This is a genomic window from Flavobacterium sp. B330r (genome assembly GCF_056824325.1).
Genome location: NZ_CP124860.1, coordinates 4,782,172 through 4,804,244, shown reverse-complemented (window position 1 = coordinate 4,804,244; position 22,073 = coordinate 4,782,172). Strand labels below are relative to the sequence as shown.

Annotated in this window: 18 protein-coding genes; 2 read left to right on the top strand and 16 right to left on the bottom strand. The window is 33.2% G+C overall.

What is annotated here, in order from left to right:
- Positions 1 to 21: 21 nt before the first annotated feature.
- The 12 genes from QLQ95_RS21390 to QLQ95_RS21335 all read right to left on the bottom strand — a co-directional run bounded on the left by QLQ95_RS21390 (position 22) and on the right by QLQ95_RS21335 (position 14,504).
- A complete protein-coding gene (locus tag QLQ95_RS21390) occupies positions 22 to 624 on the bottom strand; it encodes a hypothetical protein (RefSeq protein ID WP_482501592.1) in 603 nt (200 codons plus the stop codon).
- A 266-nt stretch (positions 625 to 890) separates the two neighbouring features.
- Positions 891 to 2,615: a sodium:solute symporter family protein gene (locus tag QLQ95_RS21385; RefSeq protein ID WP_482501590.1), complete on the bottom strand. Its 1,725-nt coding sequence runs from the start codon at positions 2,613 to 2,615 to the stop codon at positions 891 to 893.
- 113 nt (positions 2,616 to 2,728) lie between these two features.
- Positions 2,729 to 5,260, bottom strand: a complete 2,532-nt coding sequence (locus QLQ95_RS21380) for a PIG-L family deacetylase (protein ID WP_482501589.1) — start codon at positions 5,258 to 5,260, stop codon at positions 2,729 to 2,731.
- A gap of 180 nt (positions 5,261 to 5,440) precedes the next feature.
- Positions 5,441 to 7,066, bottom strand: coding sequence for an LVIVD repeat-containing protein (locus QLQ95_RS21375; RefSeq protein ID WP_482501587.1), 1,626 nt, complete (start codon positions 7,064 to 7,066; stop codon positions 5,441 to 5,443).
- A gap of 211 nt (positions 7,067 to 7,277) precedes the next feature.
- Positions 7,278 to 7,799: a hypothetical protein gene (locus tag QLQ95_RS21370; protein WP_428239088.1), complete on the bottom strand. Its 522-nt coding sequence runs from the start codon at positions 7,797 to 7,799 to the stop codon at positions 7,278 to 7,280.
- Between the two features lie 190 nt (positions 7,800 to 7,989).
- Positions 7,990 to 9,654, bottom strand: a complete 1,665-nt coding sequence (locus tag QLQ95_RS21365; RefSeq protein WP_482501585.1) for a hypothetical protein — start codon at positions 9,652 to 9,654, stop codon at positions 7,990 to 7,992.
- 246 nt (positions 9,655 to 9,900) lie between these two features.
- Entirely contained in the window at positions 9,901 to 11,001 is a 1,101-nt protein-coding gene (locus QLQ95_RS21360; protein WP_482501583.1) for an AI-2E family transporter, read from the bottom strand.
- A gap of 102 nt (positions 11,002 to 11,103) precedes the next feature.
- Positions 11,104 to 11,634: a mechanosensitive ion channel domain-containing protein gene (locus QLQ95_RS21355; protein WP_202002950.1), complete on the bottom strand. Its 531-nt coding sequence runs from the start codon at positions 11,632 to 11,634 to the stop codon at positions 11,104 to 11,106.
- 10 nt (positions 11,635 to 11,644) lie between these two features.
- Positions 11,645 to 12,229 carry a Maf-like protein gene (locus QLQ95_RS21350; RefSeq protein ID WP_095931164.1) on the bottom strand — a complete coding sequence of 195 codons (585 nt, stop codon included), beginning with the start codon at positions 12,227 to 12,229 and terminating at the stop codon, positions 11,645 to 11,647.
- Positions 12,222 to 13,148 carry a geranylgeranylglycerol-phosphate geranylgeranyltransferase gene (locus tag QLQ95_RS21345; RefSeq protein WP_320495503.1) on the bottom strand — a complete coding sequence of 309 codons (927 nt, stop codon included), beginning with the start codon at positions 13,146 to 13,148 and terminating at the stop codon, positions 12,222 to 12,224. The genes QLQ95_RS21350 and QLQ95_RS21345 overlap by 8 nt, the downstream gene beginning before the upstream one ends.
- 83 nt (positions 13,149 to 13,231) lie before the next feature.
- The gene (locus tag QLQ95_RS21340) at positions 13,232 to 13,759 is read right to left on the bottom strand and encodes a KdsC family phosphatase (protein ID WP_482501580.1); all 528 of its coding nucleotides are present in this window, start codon (positions 13,757 to 13,759) and stop codon (positions 13,232 to 13,234) included.
- On the bottom strand, positions 13,743 to 14,504 hold the full coding sequence (locus tag QLQ95_RS21335; RefSeq protein ID WP_095931167.1) for a Rossmann-like and DUF2520 domain-containing protein: 762 nt from the start codon (positions 14,502 to 14,504) through the stop codon (positions 13,743 to 13,745). Before QLQ95_RS21335 ends, QLQ95_RS21340 begins: the two co-directional genes overlap by 17 nt.
- Positions 14,505 to 14,792: 288 nt before the next feature.
- Between QLQ95_RS21335 and QLQ95_RS21330 the strand changes: the two genes are divergently transcribed.
- Positions 14,793 to 18,014 carry a cytochrome c biogenesis protein gene (locus QLQ95_RS21330; RefSeq protein ID WP_482501578.1) on the top strand — a complete coding sequence of 1,074 codons (3,222 nt, stop codon included), beginning with the start codon at positions 14,793 to 14,795 and terminating at the stop codon, positions 18,012 to 18,014.
- A gap of 66 nt (positions 18,015 to 18,080) precedes the next feature.
- Here QLQ95_RS21330 and QLQ95_RS21325 read toward each other — a convergent pair whose 3' ends face one another.
- The 4 genes from QLQ95_RS21325 to QLQ95_RS21310 all read right to left on the bottom strand — a co-directional run bounded on the left by QLQ95_RS21325 (position 18,081) and on the right by QLQ95_RS21310 (position 20,632).
- Positions 18,081 to 18,815 (bottom strand): DUF3667 domain-containing protein, encoded by a 735-nt coding sequence (locus QLQ95_RS21325; RefSeq protein ID WP_482501576.1) that lies wholly within the window; start codon positions 18,813 to 18,815, stop codon positions 18,081 to 18,083.
- An 18-nt stretch (positions 18,816 to 18,833) separates the two neighbouring features.
- Positions 18,834 to 19,226: a DoxX family protein gene (locus QLQ95_RS21320; RefSeq protein WP_428239084.1), complete on the bottom strand. Its 393-nt coding sequence runs from the start codon at positions 19,224 to 19,226 to the stop codon at positions 18,834 to 18,836.
- Between the two features lie 87 nt (positions 19,227 to 19,313).
- Positions 19,314 to 20,102 (bottom strand): anti-sigma factor, encoded by a 789-nt coding sequence (locus tag QLQ95_RS21315; RefSeq protein ID WP_482501574.1) that lies wholly within the window; start codon positions 20,100 to 20,102, stop codon positions 19,314 to 19,316.
- Positions 20,102 to 20,632, bottom strand: coding sequence for an RNA polymerase sigma factor (locus QLQ95_RS21310; protein WP_095931172.1), 531 nt, complete (start codon positions 20,630 to 20,632; stop codon positions 20,102 to 20,104). Before QLQ95_RS21310 ends, QLQ95_RS21315 begins: the two co-directional genes overlap by 1 nt.
- A 765-nt stretch (positions 20,633 to 21,397) precedes the next feature.
- Here QLQ95_RS21310 and QLQ95_RS21305 point away from each other — a divergent pair.
- Positions 21,398 to 21,985 (top strand): glutathione peroxidase, encoded by a 588-nt coding sequence (locus QLQ95_RS21305; protein ID WP_095931242.1) that lies wholly within the window; start codon positions 21,398 to 21,400, stop codon positions 21,983 to 21,985.
- Positions 21,986 to 22,073: the final 88 nt, after the last annotated feature.

The window sequence follows — 22,073 nt, the reverse complement described above, 5'->3', positions numbered from 1 at the left end:
TTTTTTTTTAGATAACAATAATTAATCAATCATTCTGTTCTCAACCAGTTCAATGTTTTTTATAGCGGCTAGCGGAGTAATTTTTACTTTTTTATCTCCTTTGACAAAATAAAAGTAGTACAAACTATTGTTTCCAATAACAAAAACGTTTTTAGATTCTCCTTCGTTAAAATCCATTTGATAGCTGTACTCCAATTTGTTTTCTTTTAGCTTTTTCTTGGTAAAATAACCTCCTGCCATACCATAGCCAAGAAAAAAAGACAACAGAAAAAGTATAAGCGATTTTATGGCAATGCTATTATAGTAGCTTTTAGTTTCTTCTGGAGATAATGCATCAGTCGATTTTAGTTCAAAAGATCTTTTTACAAAGGTCAAATCTTTATTCTTCGCTAAAAAAGAAGGAAGATAAAAATGCACCAGAAAAAGTATAATGATGGCTCCAAGAATAATTGGGTTTGAGGTAAATTCAGCAATCGGACTAATTAAAACGTCCATAATAGTAGAATACCTTAAGATATTAATTCCGAATTGATAATAATAAATACTGTCTTTCAGTATTCCCATTACAATCAAAAAGAGATAGCCAAATGGCAATAGTTTTTCTAAATCGTCTGAAATCTTCATTTCTTCAGCTTAAAATTGGTTAGTTTTAGATCAGTTTTACAACTTACTAAAATAGTCTTTTTTACTTACAATAAATGAAGAATCGTATTGGAAGAAAATAGTTATCCGAATTTTAAGCAGCTATTTCCTGCTGTCCGCTGTATCTTTTGTGGCGAACCCCGCCACAAAAGGATGCCGCTCCCATCAGGGCTAGGGCATCAGGTCTTATTTGTGCGATTTTTGTTTAATTAATGAATCAGTCACTAAAACAGTTTGCTAATCATCTTTTATTCAATTATTAACTCATTATCATCCGATTTTCCTTTAAAGAACAAAAACTGAAGTAAAAGCGCCAATACAATAGTCAAAATAGCTCCAATAAAATTAAGCCATAAATAACCTAGTTTCTCCTGTCTGTAAACCATAAAATAATAAATCACAAAAATCGTAAGCTGACTTATGAGAGCACTGATAAACATTGGTTTTGCCTGAACTCTTTTGGTATAAAAAGCTACAAGGAAGATTCCTAAAACAGTTCCGTAGAAAATAGAACCAATAATGTTTACAAGCTGAATTAAATTTTCAAACAAAGTTCCAACGCAAGCAAAAAGTATTGCTATAACTCCCCAAAAAAGAGTAAAAAACTTGGTAACATGCAAATAATGTTTCTCCGACTTTTCTTCTTTCTGATTTCGTTTGTAAATATCTATTGCTGTTGTAGAAGCCAGTGCAGTTAATCCAGAAGCAGTAGAAGACATGGCAGCCGAAATAATAACGGCCAATAACAATCCGATTAGACCTTTTGGCAAATAATGCAGAATAAAATGAAAAAATACATAATCTTTATCGTTGGTTTCCGAATTACTATCGGCTCTCGAAATTATTTCCTTGGCTTTATCGCGAAGATCTTTTTCTTTATTCGATAGCGCAACCAATTCTTTACGCAAAATCGGATTGTCGTAGTCTTGATTCAGCTGATCGATGTACAATAAATTAATAACTTTTTTATCTTCAGAAAGTTTCACTAGCTTTTCTTCTAAAACATGATATTCTTGTTTATAATCCGACTTCTCAATTGCAATTTTATTATTCGGATTAAAATTTAAAGGAACTGGATTGAACTGAAAAAATACAAAAACCATAACCCCTGTGAGAAGAATAAAGAACTGCATTGGCACTTTTAGAAGTCCGTTCATGATTAATCCCATTTGACTTTCGCGAACTGATTTCCCAGATAAATAACGTCCCACCTGTGATTGGTCTGTACCAAAATAGGCAAGTGCCAAAAAGAAACCTCCTGTAATACCACTCCAAAAAGTATATTTTTCTTCGGGATTAAAAGAAAAGTCAACAATATTCATTTTGTCATTTGCTCCCGCAATATGCAGCGCACTATTAAAAGTCATATCGTTTGGAAGATAATGCAGAATCAAGAAAAACGTGATAAACATTCCAGACATAATGACAAACATCTGCTGTTTTTGCGTAACGTTTACCGCCTTTGTTCCTCCAGAAAAGGTATATATGATTACCAAAACTCCGATAATGATATTCATTACAGTTAAATTCCATCCTAGAAGTGCAGACAAGATAATCGCTGGAGCATAAATAGTTAAACCGGTTCCTAGACCTCTTTGCACTAAAAATAAAATTGCAGCAAGCGAACGGGTTTTCACATCAAATCTTTTTTCTAAAAATTCATAAGCCGTATAAACTTTGCTTTTATGATATAGCGGAATAAAAGTCAAACAAATAACAATCATCGCAATTGGCAAACCAAAATAGAATTGCACAAACCCCATGCCGTCATGATAAGCCTGTCCTGGAGTTGATAAAAATGTAATTGCACTCGCTTGTGTCGCCATTACAGAAAGACCTACAGTGTACCAAGGTGTTTCGTTGTTTCCTAAAATAAAATCTTCTACGTTTTTACTTCCTCGGGTTTTCCAAGAGCCGTATCCAACAATAAATAAAAGTGTAACAATAAGTACGATCCAGTCAAATAGCTGCATAGGTTATGAGTATAATTGCATGATTAAGAAAAAGATAGCAATATAGATTGCATTTGCTACTAAAACATAAGTGTAGCTTTTTTTCCATTTTTTTATTTTTTTAGCTTCCATATTTATTGCTTTAAATCTTGTTTAGGAGCTTCAATTGGCTGTTTTAGAGAAATAATATTCGATAATAATCGATAGGCTCCAGAAACACCTTCTGGCAATTCTCTAAAGAAACTCAAACCAGTGTAAATGTAATATCCTTTTCCGTAAGGTGCGACAAGAAGAGCTCCATCTTTTGGAGATTCTCCTTTATCGTGCGACGAAATAATAGGAGTGAAGGCAGGATCATATTCGTTTGGATAATATAGACCTTGTTCTTGTGTCCATCCTTGAAAATCTTTTTCAGATATTTTATTAGGCGTATTTAAAACAGGATGATTTGGTGCTAAGAATGTAATTTTAGCATTTTCTTCTGTTACACGATCGTTTGATAATTTCAACGGATAAGGAGCAATTTTGTCCGTCACTAATTTTCCATTTGTATTGTATTGTACAATCATGTTTTTACCGCTTTTTACAAAATTGAAAAGTATATTTTGCTTGTTTGCCAAAGCATTTACGGTATTGTAAGCACGAACTCCGGTAATTACAGTACTGAAAGAATCTAATTTTTCTGGAGTAATTTCTTCGGGTTTTAAGATCGAAACTTTATATCCCATTTGAGTCAAACTTTCCGGAACTTCGTCTCCAGCGCCCATAATATAAGCAATTGCATCGCCAGAAATTTTTAAATCAATTCTAATGCATTTTGATTCAGATGGTTTTAAAACCATTTGTTTGGTAATATGACTGAAATCAATAATAGTTAGGTCTTTGTCAAAGCGTTTTTTGTCTACAATTGCGACACTTTTTACTGTGGCTTCCTCTGGATTTACTGGAGGTGTTACTTCAAAATAGAAGATTTGCTCGTTGCCTTTTTTGTCTAAAACAAACGGAATTTCTTTTGGAGAAACAGACCAGCTTTTAGGCAATTCTAATTGTAGATTCCCTTTTATATCATCTTTTCCAGCGCGAACTTTTACCGGAACCATTTTGCTTTTGGTATTTCCAAAAATTAAAACTTTTTCTAAAATAGAAGTTGTAACTTCTGGAACGATATCAAGAAAATTGTACATTTCGCCTTTTACGCCATCATTGTACTTGTACACAACAGTGCGCTCAAACGGAATCTCTATATCATTGATTTTGATGTTAAAGACCACTTTTGTGTCTCTAATAATATCTGGTGTACCAATAATTTCTTGATTAGAAACGGTATACATTCCAACTGTTGCTTTTTCTTTTAGCCAATAAGGTTGAGTGTATTCTATATTGTTTGGAAGCTGCAATTGCAGATTGATCTTCTGATCGTTATTATTCTTCAATACAACGTTTTGGGCTGTTGTTTGATTGTCTGGAAGCGTAGTCACACTAATTAATTGCATTCCGATAGAACATCTATTAATAGCTTCAAGAGTTAATTTTATTGTACTTCCTGGAGTTGCTTCTTGTTCGTTGGCAACCGCTTCAAGATATAAACCAGAACAAGATGCGATAATGTTTTTTATAGCAGCAAGTTTAATCTCTTTCCAATGGGTATCGTCTAAAGCTTGAATCATTGCATAGGCTTTGACTAAATCTGGAATACTTGCAGAAGGATGGCTAAAATCGTATTTTGAAATGATGGAAGAAATCAAATCTCCAACTGGTTTTCCGTTTTTAACACGGTTCCAGCTTGTATCTATACCGTCAAATAAATTATCACGTTCTTTTGGGGTCTCGCCATTAATTAGCTCCAAATATTCGGTTTCTTCACCGCGAACACCAGTACTTCCAAAACCTTGTGACTGATGACGGCTTCGGCTTAAAGCAGCGATTTCCTGATTTGATTTTCCTATTCCTGTGTAGTAAACGCCTGTTTCTAACTTCGTAAATTTAGATTTATTGGCAGCATCAAATTTTTCTTGGCTTCCGTAAAACCACCAAGAAGGATTGAAGAATTGGCGTTTTACCTGCCAAGGAGAAACATATTTTAATTGTTCGGGATAAATTTTAGGATCGTTTGTTAATTTGAAGCTTTCAACACTCAGCATGGCAGAAGAGGTATGATGTCCGTGTGTTGTACCAGGAGAACGATGATCAAATCTATTAATAATAACGTCTGGCTGAAATTTTCTAATGGTCCAAACTACATCAGCAAGTACTTTGTCTTTGTCCCAAATATCTAAAGTTTCAGATGGATTTTTTGAAAAACCAAAATCGTTTGCTCTAGAAAAAAATTGTTCGCCACCATCTATTTTTCGAGCTTCAATTAATTCCTGAGTTCTAATAACACCCAATAATTCACGCAATTGCGGGCCAATTAAGTTTTGTCCGCCATCTCCACGAGTAAGTGATAAATAACCCGTTCTGGCATTCATCTCATTGGCTAAATACGAAATCATTCTAGTGTTTTCATCATCAGGATGCGCAGCAACATACAATACAGAACCTAAAAAGTTTAGTTTTTTAATTTGATTGTAAATTTGAACTGAATTTGGTTTTTGCGGCTGTTGTGCAAATGAAATCTGAAAACCTATAAAAAATAGAATAAAGATTTGAATCTGTATTTTTCGCATGGTGAGTGTTAGGTGTTTTTTTGAAATTATTCCAAAAATAGTAATTATTTTATGGAAGATTATTTAAATGAAATGTTAACGCTCAATAATTATACCTTTCTTTAAGATGATGAAACAAAAAAAGCTGCCAGATTGGTTCTGACAGCTTCTTAAAAATATATATTTGATGCCGTTTACTGCTTATTTCAATTTGTTTTCTGTATCAACGTAGTTTCCTGTAATAGTTACGCCAGTACCTTTTGTAACTTTTCCGTAAATAGTGATAGAAGAAGTATTTCCAATGAAATTGATTTTAGCGCCACTATTCAATCTCAAATCTCCCCAAATTACAACAGATCCTTCAACTTGCAATGTAGCATTGCTATTGATAATTAATTCTGTTGGAGATGATTGCTGGTATTTACCTTGAGATAAACTTCCTCTCATGTTAAAAGTACCACCGCTATTTAGTGTTAAGTTACTAAGAACAGTAATAGAACCACAATGTGTTAAAACTGCACCAGAATTAATGATTGCCGAATTAATAGCTGTTGCTCCTTGGTAAGATTTTATATCATTAGAATTTAAAATCAAATCTCTCCCTTGATTGTATAAACCATAAGTTAGACAGCTCGCAAAATTAGTATTTGGTTTTTCCATTTTAATGATTTTCAAACCGCCAGTTCCGCTTGCTACATAAATGTAATTTCCGCTTGATTTTACATAGTTTGAAGAACCTGCAATTCCAACCGAACCTAATAAATTTAGCTGTGTTGCAGATTGATACACATTAAGTCCTAATGCTCCGTTAGCAACAAAAGCATAACCATCATTAAAAGAAACTGCATTGGTTACATTGTCTTCGCCTGCAGTTGTGATTCCGATAGTTTGTAACTTTGATCCACTGTTGATGTCGTATACGCCAAGACCATTTGGACCTTCAGAAACAAAAAGTTTTGTTCCGTCGATATCCATCGTTCTTTTTGCCCCACTAACGTCTACAGAAGTTGTAAAGCTCTTTTGCAATGCAAGAGTCGATTGATTGTAAATGTTAACTCCTTTAGTTCCGCTTAAAGTAACAACTTTATCGCTTGTTAAAGCAATAGAACGGAAATCGGCCATAGCAGCTTTTCCTGCAATTACTTTTGTAGAACTGTTTACTTTAAACAAACTTCCGTTGTCTCCCGTTACAGCAAAATAATTAGAAGCATTAGCAGCTACGTCTGTTGTAACTCTACTTTCTAAGTAATTTGTTTTCAATTTATCTGTAAGCAATCCTGAACTTAACTCCATATTAAACACAATTGCCGGATTCCCTGCTAGTTGAGTGTCTTTGTCCACATCTTTAGCAGCTCCGATAATTAAATTTGATCCTGAAAAAGTCAGAGAAGTAATATCTGTGCTTGGAATTAGGGCAGAAGTGACCAATTTTGGCTTGTACGGATCAGAAACATCAATCACGTCAATAGCTCCAGAATAAGCATCGCCTCTCATAATATAAGAAACATAGGCGTAATTTCCGTTTACAGTAACGTGACTAGCTTGTAACGTTCTTCCGTTTGCATCAACTGGTGGTTTTACTTCGGCAATTTGAACAAGAGGAAAAGAAGTGTTGGTAGTCTCTGCAGATTTTCCTGCTAAAGCACCATTTTCGATCGAGATTACCCCAGAATTAGTTAAGTCAAGTCTTTGGTTTAATGTAGATTGATCTGAGGTAATGGGAATGTTATTTGACGATTGTCCATCGTTTTTGTTGTCATTGTTATCGTCACAACCTATTAACAGTGACATTGCTAAAAATGAAAGCAAATAAACATTCTTTTTCATAAATTTCTTTTTTGGATTTTAAAATTCGGCGCAAATATATATTATAAATATATTACAGATCAGATTTTTAACACGAAACTTACTGTAATACAGTTATTTATATTGAATATACAACATTTTAACAAAAGATCCCATTAAACAAATCATAAAAAAAGAGAGTATCGTTTTTTTTTGATACTCTCTTGTATTGATCGCTAGTAATTTAGCATTATTATCTTCTACCGTGTCCATGCCCACGATCGTGATCATCATGATCATGTCTGTCATGGTGTTTATCATGTTTATTGTGTTTGTCGTAATGTTTGTAATCTTTACGATCGTAATGACGACGTTCACTGTAACCATATACAGGTCTTGGTTTGTATGGTCTTTGTGGAGCTCCGTGGTATCCTCTGTAATATTTCACTCTATGACGGTCAAAATAAGTATAAGGAGTTCTACCGTGATAATCTGTCAAAACTACTTTGTAACCTCCATACAAATCATAGTTTCTATATTGTCTAGGTAAGTACGTCGCTCTTACCCATTTTCCGCCTCCGAAATAGATAAATTGAGCAGCACGAACATCGTAGTAAGCCTCAACATCTGGAAGATAGTAATATTCCATTTCTGTATATCCCGCTGGTCCCCAAGCTGGTGGAGCACCAATATTTACGTTAACCGATACTTGGGCTTGTGTGGCGTTTGCAACCATTAGAAATAATCCGGCGATTGCTAATTTTATCGTTTTCATCTCTTTTTAATTTTATAATGTTAATCTTGAATAGGGATATTCATATACTGTGCCAAAAAATAAAAAGAGATGTATTTTGTCGAGTAAAAATGCATTTCAACGAGTAGAGAAAGCGGTTGAAAATGGTTAATTTATTGATTTTAAAGGTTTTTGTTGCTTTTAGAGTTTTTCAAAAAAAAGACAAAAAAAATTATTTGTAATTGACAACTCTAGGCTTTGCAAGTTCGAAACTTTGAAGTCCGTAATCGGTAGTTTCAAAAGTATTGGTTTTGAAAACATTATCGCCTTGTTGCGGAATACTTGGATAATAAGATAGCGAAAGCTGGAATGAGCTGAAAACCAAGTAGTCATTACTAATTAATAATCCTACGGTAAGTTTAGAATAGGGCTTACTCTTTGTCATTGCCATTTCTGGACTTCCTAATACTGCAATGGAATAATTGAAAAATGGGTTTAAACGAAATCCAAGTAAAGAGTGTGGCGAATACGTTTGTGTCTGTAGTGATAAAACAGCTTTGCTGGTTCCATACAAATAACTGTTAAATCCAGGAATTCCGTTTCCTTCATTTATATTCAGCTGATCTCCAATTATGTCATCACGATTTATTCCAATTACCACTTTCGGATTTACGAATTGTCTGATTTTCCAATTTCCGACGCTAAATAATTTTGTAAAATAATTGGATTCAAACAGAAAGGAAGTTTGGTAAGTTTTGGATTGATGAAAAAAAGTGCCTGCTTCAAAATTCATACTTAAAAAACCTAAACGGTAATAATTTCCAAAAGAGAATTGAGCCCCAACATAAGGCCGCCAAAAAGTGTTTTTGTACTGATATCCAAAAGTAACACCATATATTCTTCCTATCGGTACGTCTTCTGTTTGTCCGTTTCTAAAAATATAGCTGTCTTTGATAAATTTTCTTGTATTGAGACCAATTCCACTCAGAATTAGCTTTTCAGAAGAATAAAAATGATTCGGATCGTAAAGATCAGATGGCGACTCACTGTAATTGACATTCAAAAAACGAGCAGTAGTAACAAGGTTTGTTATGGCTTTGTGATTGTCTTCAAATACTTTAAAAGCACGCCCCGCCCAAACATCTTGTGAGGTATATTTTTTGGGTTGATAAGCAAATGTAGAATCTGGAGCCTGAAGCGTATCTTTTCTAAAACTTTCATCCATATAAAATCCGCCAGCCCATTTGGTCAGGGGAGAGTAGAAGTCTCGTTCGATATCAATGCTTTTAATATAGTTATTATCTAAATCCATTTTGTAATGCAGAACAGTTCCTATATAGGTATTCTTAATATTGGGAACAGTATACGTTACTTCATTGGCATTTTGACCGTCATCAAAACGGTTGGTAAAACGATATTCAAGCTGTTGTCCACTTCCAAAAAAATCTTTTTCTTTAAAACCTACCGAAACTTGATTGCTCGAAATTGAAAACCTCGGAATTGTACTCCAGGAATCTAAAACACGAATGGTAACATCTACAGAATCTGAAGCTTGACCCACTGTCTGATTGGAAATTCTAACCGCTGTAACATAGCGCTGCGCACGAATCAAACGCTCAGACTCTAGAACTTTGTAGGTATCGTAACGAGAATTTCTCTTAAAAAGCAACAAGTTGTAAATGGCAATTTTCTTTGTTTTTAAATGAAGTCTGTTACCCATTCTTTCTCCCCAGTTTTTCGGAGTTAGAGTAGTATCGGCAACAGAATACCCAAAAGGATCCAGAGTAATAATATTGATTTTTCGAATAATTTTCCCATCATAATTTGTGGAATCAATAGGAACAAGCAGTTCGTCTTTTTTCTTCGACTTTTTAGATCTAAAGAATAATTTATGCATGGTCTGCGTAAATTTATTTTTCTTAGAGTAATTTCTAATCTTAGTGTAGATTTCCGTAGTGTCTTTCTCTTTTTTGGGCTCTTTTTTACTATCATTTACCTGTGCATACCCGCTTTGTAAACAAAAGCACAGCAAAATAAAAAACAGTATTTTATTGTTTAAAGACATTCGGTAATTTTCTTCTAATAGTTTTAAGTTTTATGAATTTAAGGAATAAACAGATGCTATGCTAGCATAACGTTATTTTTAATTTTCTGTTGTAATTTTTCTTTTTCTCCAAGCAAATTTCCGCGGTACATGATTCCCCATAAGATAACCCCAAGCAGAAAGTGAATCAATACGATCAAAAATAATTTTCAAAATAGCCAGAAGAGGAATGGCTAAGAACATTCCGGCAATTCCAGCAGCAGCACCTCCGACAATAATTCCCATAATAGAAACAAAAGCATTTATTTCTACTTTAGAATTAATAATTAACGGCACAAGGAGATTATTATCAATAAACTGAACAATAACGTTTACAATTAGAATTCCGAGGATTACTGAAATTTCTCCAGATCCCGTTAACGATGCCAGAACGGTAATAATTCCAGCAATAAAAATTCCGATATAAGGAATCAAGTTTAAAATTCCCGTAATCAATCCGAGAAGGACGAAGTATTTCACGCCAATGATCCATAAACCTAAACTCGTCAATACCGAAACCACAATCATTTCGATAATTAAACTGACGATATAATTATTGATCGAAACTTTTATCTGAGACAAAATATCTTGCAGAATACCATGATTTTCCTGTTTGATTAATTTGGCAAAAAACAGTTTAAAATGCTCTTTATAAATTAAAAACAGAAAAGTGTAAATGATCATAATGGTACTGTCTAAAAAAACATCACTTATCGAAATTATAAATGAACCTAGTTTAGCCTGACCCGTTTTGACCGAATCTTTTGTGACAGAATCCAGATATTTTTTCTGTTCGCCAATACTTACCTGAAAATTTTCTCTTATAAACTTATGAATTTCGACAATAAAGGAGTTTGCATTTTTCTTTATAGTTTCAAAATCATTGGCCATATAAGTGACTTGGTAGGAGATAAAAACTAGAATTCCGACCACAATAGAAATGAAAATAGCAAGACAGACTATAGCAGCGAGGTGCCTTGGAAACTTAAGTTTGGTCTTTAGAAAAGTAAAAATCGGAAGGAGTAAAACGGCAAATAAAAATGCCATTAAAATGGGCGTAAGAATATCTTTTCCGAGACAAAAAATGAATGCAAAACAAATTAAAGTTACAAGAATAAAAGAAAGTTTTGCATAAAAGGGTAATGTTATGGGCCGAGTCATTTTTTATTTTATTTAGCTGAATTTATAAAACAAATATTACACTTTATTTGTCTTTTTACGTTCTAGCTTTTCTTGCGCCCGTTATAAAATTCCCATTACATTTTAGTCAAAAAACTCTCGCTCTTCATATTTTGCTGGAATAATCGAAATTCCTTTTTGAAGCAGTAAATTGTTCGGGAAAACAATTTTTTCTCCTTCTTTTGTTTTTAAGCTGACGTGGAAAGTATTAATGTCTTCGATTTCAGCTTCAATTGGAAAATCTTTATCATGAATTTTAATCGTATCTCCAATTCTAAAAGGAAAGGAGAAGAATAAAACCATTCCGGAAGTAATATTGCTTAAAATAGACCATTGCGCAAACATAGCAACACCAATTACAGTAGCAATAGAAGAAATGGTAATAAAAATATCTTCTGTCTGAACCCCCCAGATTATGATCAAAATGGTTACAAGAAGTATATTCATTAAAATATTAATATACTTAATAACCAGATTGGTACGATGCTCAAATAATTGGCTTGTAGCCGCAAATTGCTTTATTAGTTTAGCAATTACTATACGTAATACAATCAAAACACCAATAAGAATGATTGTCGCTATTATTTCTCGGCTATACTCTTTAAAAGAAAACATAAATAAATTTTTACACTAATGTAGTCAAAAATTCGTAAACTTTGGCTGTCGGAAGCCCCATTACATTGGTATAAGAACCTTCTACTTTTGCAACTGCCATAAAACCAAACCATTCCTGAATACCATAAGCACCAGCTTTATCATAAGGTTTGTAGTTTTCTATATAATACAAAATAGCTTCGTCTGACAAATCGTTGAAGGTTACTTTTGTAATATCGTGCAAAAGAGTAGAGGAATCTGAAGTTTTAAAACAAACAGAAGTAATGACTTCATGAGTTGCATTAGACATCGATTTAATCATTTCAAATGCTTCTTCGGCACTTTTAGGCTTTCCTAAAGCTTTATTCTGGTGCCAAACAATGGTATCGCTTGTAACCAAGATTTCGTTTTCTTTCAATTCTCCTTCAAAAGCGCTGGCCTTTAATTCGGCTAGATAATCGGTAATTTCTACCGCTTTTAATTCTGGCGGATAAATTTCTTCAACGTCTTTTAAGCGAATTTCAAAATCAAGGTCTAAATCCTTAAAAAATTGCTGTCTGCGAGGAGAACCCGAAGCTAAAATGATTTTATACTTTTTTAGTTTTTCTTTAAGCATTGTATTTGATATTTAAGGCAATAACCAAGATTGATAAGATTCCGAAGAATAAGATAAGTTTTAAGATGTTGCTTAAATGATGAAATTCCTTTTGAGATTTTGCACTGAATATTTTTACTATAAAATAAAGCAAAGGCGCTAAAACAGTGGCAAAAGCATAAAATACTGAAATGTAAAGCTTGTTTTGCATGAAGTACGTATTGCAATAAAGCGCACACATAATAAATGCAACAACAGCAAAGCCCAAAGCGATTTTGGCCGCTCTATTAACTCCTATTGCAACAGGTAACGTATTCATTCCCATATTGTAATCGCCATTTACATCTTCGATATCTTTTATAATTTCACGAATAAAATTAATCATAAAAGCAAATAAGGCATAGTCTATTAGAATAGAAAAAAGACTGGCCATTTGGGCTTGATTTTCGCCTGTTGTAGCAGGAAAAAGATCAAAAATGCCAATAATTAACACACTTGCTGCTAAAAGCAATGCCACTACGAAATTACCTAAAATCATAATTTGTTTTAGACTCGTTGCATAAAAATATAGAAGCGAAGCTATTAGAATAAAAAGGGATGCAAAAGTCGGCCTCATAATAATATTCGACAGAATAAAACCAATTGCTACGCCAGAAATATTTAAACCTATATAAATATTATAAGCAGCCGTTTCTGTAATTCCTTTTCCAACGACAACATTTTGCGGTTTGTTGATGCTATCAGTTCCCACATCGTAAATATTATTAATTACATAACCTGCAGCGGCTAATAAAACAGTGCTTAAAACCAGCAATCCATATTGCCAGTCAGCCAATGCCAGCGGAACTTGCTGTTGTTTTAAAAAGGCATAGCGAAAAAGCAGCTGCATAAAAGCAAGCATTAAAAGGTTTTTATAACGAATAAGTTTTAGGAATTTCATATTCTAAGGTTCTGAGAGGCTAAGATTCTAAGGTACTGAGTTTTTTTAAATGGATACTGGGACTGAAAACTGCGACTGATTACTTAATCGTGTTTTCCGTTAAAATAATCCATCCATTTTCCTTGCACTTTCATCACTTGCTCGATAACGTCTCTCGCAGCGCCACGTCCGCCTTTTACATGTGAGATATAGCGGCATAGTGTTTTAATTTCCGGACTAGCATCTTGCGGACAAGTTGGAAGTCCAACTAATTTCATTACATGAAAATCAGGGATATCGTCTCCCATATACAACACATTTTCGGGTTTAATATTGTTGCTTTCGCAGTAAGCTCTAAAAGTTTTTACTTTATCCGGAGTTCCTAAATGAATGTCATTAACGCCCAAATTGCGCAAACGTACACGTACACCTTCATTGCTTCCGCCAGAAATAATGCATACATGGTAACCACTTTCAATAGCCGCTTTCATTGCATAACCATCACGAATGTTCATTGTTCTTAACATTTCGCCTTCATTGGTTACAAAAACAGAACCATCTGTAAGTACGCCATCTACATCAAAAACAAACGTTGTGATGTCATTCATTATTTCTTTATAACTTTTTCCCATTATGCTGTATAGATTGTGTTAGGATTTTATAGATATTTTTTTTGTTTTCGTCTTGTAAAAAGGCCATATGCGCATTGGTTGTGTTAGAATCATGGCGTATCGCTGGGCCTGTTTGTGCATCAATAGGATCGAGTGTATTGATTTTATCTGCCGTTTCCTGAATTAAAGGCTTTAAAACAGCAAAAGGAACTTGGTTTTCTTCGCAGATTTCGTGCCCCATTTGGTACAAGTGATTCGTAAAATTGCTTACAAATACGGCAGCAACATGAAGTGCCTTGCGCTGTTCTGAACTTATAGAATAAACCGCAGTTGAAACACTTTTTGCAATGGTTTCTAAAAGTTTGAAATCGGCTGTATTTTCTGCTTCCAAACAGAATGGAACAACAGAATAATCTAATTCTTTATTTTTAGAAAATGTCTGAAGCGGATAAAAAACACCTCGTCTGTTTTTAGGATCTAAAAGTTCAATGGAAGATGTTCCAGAAGTATGAACCACCAATTGATTGTTAAACGGAAGCTGTTCTGAAACTTCTGTAATGGCATTATCTGAAACTGAAATAATATGCAAATCAGTAGGTTCTAATGCTTGAAAATCGGTTACAATCTTTTCAGAATCAATCAAATGAAGTAAGGCTTCTTTCTTTCGTGAAAAAACCTGCTTAATTTCAACAATTTTGCTGGCAGAAAAAGCCTTTATCAAATGCTGTGCAACATTGCCGGAACCGATTATTGTTATCTGAATCATGAAAGCAAAATTAGTATTATTTTTTTTAATGCGGGAGACTATTGAATATTGATAATGCTTTTTTGAAATTTTTATTGTCTTCTGGTTTTGGTTAGAATTCTAACACTTTTTAGCTAAAAACAATTATTCAAAAAAAGCACATCTGTTTTGTAGGTTTAAACTTTCCTTATTACCAATTCGTTTAAAAAATAGTCCTTATTTTTGGTTTTTATTAACAAAAGGCAAAGCCTGCTAATCAACATTTTTAAGTACTTTTGTCGCACTTTTATACAATGTAATTCCTAAGAAATGGATAAAAAAATATTCTCTTTTTTGTTTTCTACACGATTAATGGCCGTTCTTTTTTTAACATTCGCAATTGCAATGGGTATTGGAACTTTTATCGAAAGTAAATACAATACCGATACGGCTAGAATACTAATTTACAATACTTGGTGGTTTGAGGCAATTATGGCCATCTTTATGCTTAATTTCTTCGGAAATATCAAAAGATATCAATTGCATAAAAAAGAAAAATGGGCAACTCTTTTATTGCACCTTGCTTTTGTTTTTATCCTTTTAGGAGCTTTTATTACAAGATATATTAGTTACGAAGGAATGATGCCAATTCGCGAAGGCGCGGCAGAAAACCAAGTATATTCAGATAAAACCTTTTTAACCATTTTTGCTGATGGTGAATATAAAGGGGAAATGAAAAGAAGGGTTTTTGAAAAAAGCCTTTTATTTTCTCCTGTTACCAATAATGACTTTAGCATTTCAGGAAAATTTGACGAAACTCCTTTTGAAGTTACCTATTCGAACTATATCATGGGAGCAAAAGAAGTGGTTAAGCCAGATCCAAACGGAACTTTATACCTTAAATTAGTTGAAGCTGGAGCGGGTGGACGTGAAGAACATTACCTGAAAGAAGGTGAAGTTCAGAACATTCACAATGTTTTATTTGCTTTAAATAAGCAGACAGACGGTGCCATTAACATCAATACAACTGGAAAAGAATATACAATCCAGACTCCTTTTGAGGGTGAATTTATGCGAATGGCAGATCAATTTAAAGGAAAAGTTACAAAAGATAATGTGCAGCCTTTAATGATGCGTTCATTATACAGCATTGGAGATATTAGAATTGTATTTCCAGAGCCTCCATTGAAAGGAAAAGTGGATTACGAATCTAATAATGATTTCAAAGCAAAATCTCATTCTGATGCCTTAGTCGTTAAAGTAAAAGCAGAAGGACAGGAAAAAGAAGTAATGGTTTTTGGTAATAAAGGCCAAGTTGGCGAAGCTAAAACGGTTAAAATTGGCAATATAGAATATTCTATTTTCTTTGGAAGTAAAGCTTATGTCTTGCCATTTAAAATTCGTTTGAACGATTTTATTGCTGAGAAATATCCTGGAACAGAAAAAAGTTATTCTTCATACAAAAGTAAAGTAACCGTTCAGGATTCTACAGAAACTTTTGATGCCGATATTTTTATGAATCACGTTTTAGATTATAAAGGTTTCCGTTTCTTCCAATCTTCATTTGATCCAGACGAAAAAGGAACTGTTTTATCTGTAAACCACGATTTCTGGGGAACGAATATTACTTATTTTGGTTATTTTCTATTATACATTGGTTTAATGGCAATTATGTTTACGAAACATTCTCGTTTTGGTGATTTGAAAAAGAAATTAGAAGCCATTCAGAAGAAAAAAGAAAAGCTAATTACTATTTTAGTTTTATTGATTAGTTTGAACGGATTTGCACAGCAAACCCCTCATGTTCATTCACACGATCATGATCATGACCATGAGCATACGGCAGATTCAAATGATCATGCCAATCACGTTACGGCTCCGCCAAGCAAGAAACAGTTAGATTCTTTATTGAATATTTACAAAGCGCCAGAAGCGCACGCAGCAAAATTTGGTCGTTTGATTATTCAGGATGCTGGAGGTAGAATGAAGCCAATTAATACGTTTTCATCAGAATTACTTCGTAAAGTAAGTCATAGTGATAAGTATAACGAAATGAATTCTGATCAGGTTTTCTTATCTATGACGCAATATGCGCAGGTTTGGATTCAAGTTCCATTGATTTATATTAAATCTGGAAATGATAGTATTCGTAAAATTATCGGAATTGATTCTAAAGATCAATATGCACCGTTCGTAAAATTCTTTGATGAACAAGGAAATTATAAATTATCTCCTTATTTAGATGCAGCTTACAAAGCAGCAAATCCGAATAATTTTGAGAAAGATTTTGTTGAGACTGATAAAAAAGTAAACTTAATGGAATCGGCATTAAGCGGAAGTATTTTAAGAATCTTCCCAATTCCAAATGATCCAAACCACAAATGGGTTTCTTATTTAGAGCGTGAAAGTGCTGGTTTTAAAGGAATGGATTCTACTTACGTAAAACAAATTCTTCCGTTATATTTTAGTGCTTTAAATAACGGTTCTATCGAAAAAAACTTCGATACAGCAGATAATTTAGTAGAAAGCATCAATGGTTTTCAAAAGAAATTTGGAGCTAAAGTAAGACCAAGTGAGCAAAAAATCGATGCAGAGATTGCTTACAATAAGTATGATGTATTTAAAGTTTTGCCTTACTGGTATATTACAGTAGCTATTTTGATGTTAATATTTACGATTTTAAATATTTTCTTTGAGAAAAAATGGCTTCGTGTTACCGTAAACGTTTTCCACGTTATGGTGGGATTATTGTTTGCACTTCATACGGTAGGATTAATTGCACGCTGGTATATTTCTGGACACGCACCTTGGAGTAACGCGTACGAATCTATTGTATATGTGGCTTGGGCAACTATGTTCTTCGGACTTGCTTTTGATAGAAAATCTAAATTAACAGTTGCTTCATCTGCATTTGTTACAGCAATGATTTTGATGGCTGCTTATATGAACTGGATTGACCCTGAAATTGCAAATTTACAGCCGGTGCTTAATTCTTACTGGTTAATGATTCACGTTGCAGTAATCGTTGCTAGTTACGGCCCATTTGCATTAGGAATGATTTTAGGTTTTGTTGGTCTTGTATTGATTTTCTTTACAACTGAGAAAAACAAAACTAAAATGGACTTACATATTAAAGAAATAAGCTATATCAATGAAATGGCCTTAACAATTGGTCTTATTATGTTGACTATTGGAAACTTCCTTGGCGGACAATGGGCAAATGAAAGCTGGGGACGTTACTGGGGATGGGATCCAAAAGAAACTTGGGCTTTAATTTCAATTATGGTTTATGCCTTTGTTATTCACGCTCGTTTTGTACCTGCGCTAAGAGGAAAATGGTTCTTTAACTTAATGAGTATGTTTGCTTTTATTTCGATCTTATTTACTTATTATGGAGTGAATTTTCACTTAGTTGGTCTGCATTCTTATGCAAGCGGAGAAGCACATTCATTAAACTGGGTATATTATTTACTAATTGCCATTAGTATAATTGGAGCAATTACGTATCCAAAATATCATAAATACTACAAAACTAAAAAAGTAAAGAAATAAATAATTTACAATAATTATTAATTCATAAGAAAGGCTCAACACCATGTTGAGCCTTTTTTTATATTTCTAATCTGAAAATTTACCCGAGAGAAGAAGTACAATAGCAGTTAGTATTAAAAAGCAGATTAAAAAAATAAGATGGCTTAATATGGATAATAAAAATGCTTTTGTTTTAGATATTTTATTGAAGAACTGAATGTTGGTCCAAAAGATTAAAACAATACCAATAATATACATGGTATAAGTATACTGCTGTATGTGTGAAGTATGATTGAAAAAAATTAATGCTGGTATTGTTAGTAGCTGTACAGAAATTCTTTGTGCAGCTTTGAAAGTATTAAGCACAAAAAGTTCCACAAAATTATAACCTTGTTTTCTAAAAATGAGATACGTACCAATAGTATAAATAGGAATAGAAGCCACTGTTACCCACGAGAAATGCGTGGCGAACCATTCGTTTAAATAATCAGAATCTATGTTTGGACTCTTTACCGAATCAAAAGTATTAATGTGGAAATAATGGTATAAAACACCATAAAGGGTTGCAAGAACCACAACCAGTGATAAAGGCTTGAAATGACGAACTCTTTTTCCTTCAATAAATTCGCGAATAGAATGGCCTGGCCTTGTAAATAATTGTTTTAGAGAATACAAAATACCTTTATCAAAATGCAATAAACCGTGCTGAATGTCGTGCCACAAAAAATGAATATTTATTTTGTGTGTTTCTGCAGGCTGACCGCAATTATTGCAATAATGACCTGTAAAGATCTGATGGCAATTTTTACACATTATTTCCATTTCAGTTCCATATTTGGTTTATGAATTACTTTTTTGCTTTCTTATGATTCCACTAGGATAAATAATTGCCAATAAAACTATTATGAGCAGAAAATTATATTCAACACCGTTTCTTCCTCCGCCTACAACAAACCAGCCTTCTTTAAAATGCACTAGAATGATTCCCATTATAAGAACAAAAATGGTTACAAAACCCGCAAGTTTAACGTATTTGTTTGCTAACAAAAGTACCGCCGCTACAACATGAGATAATTTGATGCTCCAAGCTAGAAATACGCCATAGGGAGCAAAACCAATTTGATTTAGGAAAAGATTTCCAAAATCATTAATGCCATTATTAAACATTCCAAAAACGGAATGGGTCAGGAGGATAATGGCCGTAGCAATTCTTAAGAGCAAGGTTGAATTCATAAATTGGTTTTTGGTGAATTTAAAAGTAATAAAAAAAAACGCATATTACTCTGAATATGCGTTTTAGCTTTTTATGAAAAGTAAGTTTTAAACTTTTCCTAAAGTATAAAGCTGTTCCATTGTTGGTGTTGGACTTCCGCCAGCTGGTTCTAAAGTAATTCCAAAAGCCTCAGCCGAATCGGTTTGGCTTACAGCAAAGATTTTTTGTTTATTTCCTTCAAAATCATCCAGTAAACCAATACTTGTTGGCGTAAGAACAGGACTTAGCTTTAAAGACCAAACCTGATAAACCATTCCTTTTGGAGGATCTGGTAAACCTGCGGCATCAATATAAGTTGTTTTAGTCTGCTTATTCCAGTATACTTTTGCAAAAGAAGCTGGAGAAACGGCCTGACCGCCAAGAGTAACTCCAGTATTTTTAATATCTCTCACAATGCTTAGATTTTTTTCAGTTTGTTTATTCTGCTGATCTAAGAAAGCATATTCGCGCTGAATTTTATTTTTTTCATTGCCAACAGTCGAGATTGCTTCTTGAGTTTTTGTTAATTCTAAAGTCTGATATCCTAAACCTAGCAATAACAGCACGGCAGCGGCCCAACCGACATATTGAGACCAGTTTGAAGTTGGTTTCAGTTCGACTACTTTTCCATGTTTAAGTTCCAGACGAGCTTTAATTTTTTCAAAATTTTCCACAGAATGGAAAGGAGAGAAGCTCGACGAAAGTGCAATTATAGCTTTTTCTATCGAAATGATTTCTTGATCAACTTCGGGTGATTTTTTTGCTAGTTCTGCTATTTCTAAATTTTCTTTTTCGCTCAGTAAGCCATAAACGTATAGCTCTAAAATTCCTGATTCTATATATTCTTGTGCTTCCATTATACTTTCAAATAATTACGTAAATCGTTAATACAGTTTCTGTTTTGTGTCTTGATAGTCCCTAGTGGCAGTGCCAATTCTTCTGAAGCTTCTTGCTGGGTATATCCTTTAAAGAATAATAGGTTAATTATTTCGATACATTTTGGTTTCAGTTTCTTTACGAATTCTTGAATTCCAATTGCATCGAGTTTGTGGCTTAATTTATTACTCTCATCTAACAGATTTACGAAATTATCTGAGGAAAGGTTTTTTTGCGTGTTATTATAGTCTTTAGAACGAAGTTTATCGATCGATGTGTTTCTGGCAATATTAATAATCCAGGTGTAGAAACGACCTTTACTTTCGTTATAAGAATCGATGTTTTTCCATATTTTGACAAAAACATCTTGCAGAACATCTTCTGCTTCTTCTCGATTTTTGATTAGGACATGAATGACAGAAAACAAGCTTTTTGAATACATATCGTACAAATGGGTAAAAGCTTTTTCGTCCTTTTTGTAAATTAAAACTAGCAGTTCTTCTTGACTCATAGATTAGAAATTTTAAGTTTAAACATTAGAAATTGAAGCATTATATGTTAACCTGTTATAAAGTTAAATTATTTTTCTCTCACTTTTATATTTTTTTTAATAGCGAAAAACCTAAGAAAATAAAGGCTTCAAGAAAAAAATGCATTTTTTTTTCATTTTTTTAAAACCAAAAACAATCCAATTTCGTAAATGTATTTATAAGGCCAGAAAAATCTTAATAGAGTCATAGAAAATCGAAAAACTGTTGTTATAATAGCATTATAGACATATGGATAGCAAAATAATAGTCAGAATATTAATAGTTGGATTAACAACAGTTTTGACACTGATCAGTTTTTCTGAAAGTGAATTTTTAAAAGATGCTTTAACGAGCTTTATTAGTATAAGAATTGATAACGAAATAGTTTAAAAATATTAAATAGTTGATGCACTCGGACTTCCAAAAAAAGAAGATTTTTTTAATAGGTCATTCGACAATTTTAGGATTTAAGTTTTCATCATACAAGCCAATAAGAGATTTTTTTTAAAGACGTTTGACATATGGGGGTTGAAGAAATTTTCGACATAACCGAGTGTCATCAACTATAATTTATAAAAGATTACATAATAATTAATTCATGGTTTGATTTGTTTGTATGGGGGGAAGCCTAACGTCTGATTAACGTTAGGCTTCAATTTTTTATTTAACTTTTGATTGGCAAAAATTATAGACTTAAAATAGTTTTTGTGAAATGGATTTTAGCTAATTTTATAAAAAATTATCAGATGAAAAAAATAATATTAATGCTATTTGGAGCAGCTCTTTTGTCAGCAACAGGATTAAATGCTCAAACTAATACAAACAAATTATCTAAAAAAGATAAAGCCATGGCTAAAGAAACAATTTATCAATTTAAAGTAGAAGATTTATCAGGAGATACTTTTGACTTTGCTTCTTTAAAAGGCAAAAAAGTCATGATTGTTAATACAGCTTCAAAATGCGGTTTAACTCCGCAATACAAAGATTTAGAAGCGGTTTACAAAGAATATAAGGATAAAGGTTTTGTAATTGTTGGATTTCCAGCAAATAATTTTGCATCACAAGAGCCTGGAACGGCTAAAGAAATCGAAACATTCTGCCAGCAGAATTACGGTGTAACTTTCCCGATGATGAACAAGGTTTCTGTTAAAGGAAGTGATATGTGTGAAGTGTATAAATTCTTAACCGAGAAATCTAGAAATGGATTGCAAGATTCTGAAGTAGAATGGAATTTTCAAAAATACCTAATCAACGAAAAAGGGGAATTGGTTAAAGTAATTAAACCAAAAACTTTAGTTACAGAACCTGAAGTTATTAATTGGATTAAAAGCTAAAGCATAACTATCTAAACCAAAAAATCCACAAAATTGAAATAATCAAATCTGTGGATTTTTTTTGTCATTCTGAGGAACGAAGAATCAC

Bases quoted from the DNA above. Each gene is read 5' to 3' on its own strand.
- QLQ95_RS21390 (WP_482501592.1), bottom strand. From the start codon at position 624: ATGAAGATTTCAGACGATTTAGAAAAACTATTGCCATTTGGCTATCTC.
- QLQ95_RS21385 (WP_482501590.1), bottom strand. From the start codon at position 2,615: ATGCAGCTATTTGACTGGATCGTACTTATTGTTACACTTTTATTTATT.
- QLQ95_RS21380 (WP_482501589.1), bottom strand. From the start codon at position 5,260: ATGCGAAAAATACAGATTCAAATCTTTATTCTATTTTTTATAGGTTTT.
- QLQ95_RS21375 (WP_482501587.1), bottom strand. From the start codon at position 7,066: ATGAAAAAGAATGTTTATTTGCTTTCATTTTTAGCAATGTCACTGTTA.
- QLQ95_RS21370 (WP_428239088.1), bottom strand. From the start codon at position 7,799: ATGAAAACGATAAAATTAGCAATCGCCGGATTATTTCTAATGGTTGCA.
- QLQ95_RS21365 (WP_482501585.1), bottom strand. From the start codon at position 9,654: ATGCATAAATTATTCTTTAGATCTAAAAAGTCGAAGAAAAAAGACGAA.
- QLQ95_RS21360 (WP_482501583.1), bottom strand. From the start codon at position 11,001: ATGACTCGGCCCATAACATTACCCTTTTATGCAAAACTTTCTTTTATT.
- QLQ95_RS21355 (WP_202002950.1), bottom strand. From the start codon at position 11,634: ATGTTTTCTTTTAAAGAGTATAGCCGAGAAATAATAGCGACAATCATT.
- QLQ95_RS21350 (WP_095931164.1), bottom strand. From the start codon at position 12,229: ATGCTTAAAGAAAAACTAAAAAAGTATAAAATCATTTTAGCTTCGGGT.
- QLQ95_RS21345 (WP_320495503.1), bottom strand. From the start codon at position 13,148: ATGAAATTCCTAAAACTTATTCGTTATAAAAACCTTTTAATGCTTGCT.
- QLQ95_RS21340 (WP_482501580.1), bottom strand. From the start codon at position 13,759: ATGGGAAAAAGTTATAAAGAAATAATGAATGACATCACAACGTTTGTT.
- QLQ95_RS21335 (WP_095931167.1), bottom strand. From the start codon at position 14,504: ATGATTCAGATAACAATAATCGGTTCCGGCAATGTTGCACAGCATTTG.
- QLQ95_RS21330 (WP_482501578.1), top strand. From the start codon at position 14,793: ATGGATAAAAAAATATTCTCTTTTTTGTTTTCTACACGATTAATGGCC.
- QLQ95_RS21325 (WP_482501576.1), bottom strand. From the start codon at position 18,815: ATGGAAATAATGTGTAAAAATTGCCATCAGATCTTTACAGGTCATTAT.
- QLQ95_RS21320 (WP_428239084.1), bottom strand. From the start codon at position 19,226: ATGAATTCAACCTTGCTCTTAAGAATTGCTACGGCCATTATCCTCCTG.
- QLQ95_RS21315 (WP_482501574.1), bottom strand. From the start codon at position 20,102: ATGGAAGCACAAGAATATATAGAATCAGGAATTTTAGAGCTATACGTT.
- QLQ95_RS21310 (WP_095931172.1), bottom strand. From the start codon at position 20,632: ATGAGTCAAGAAGAACTGCTAGTTTTAATTTACAAAAAGGACGAAAAA.
- QLQ95_RS21305 (WP_095931242.1), top strand. From the start codon at position 21,398: ATGAAAAAAATAATATTAATGCTATTTGGAGCAGCTCTTTTGTCAGCA.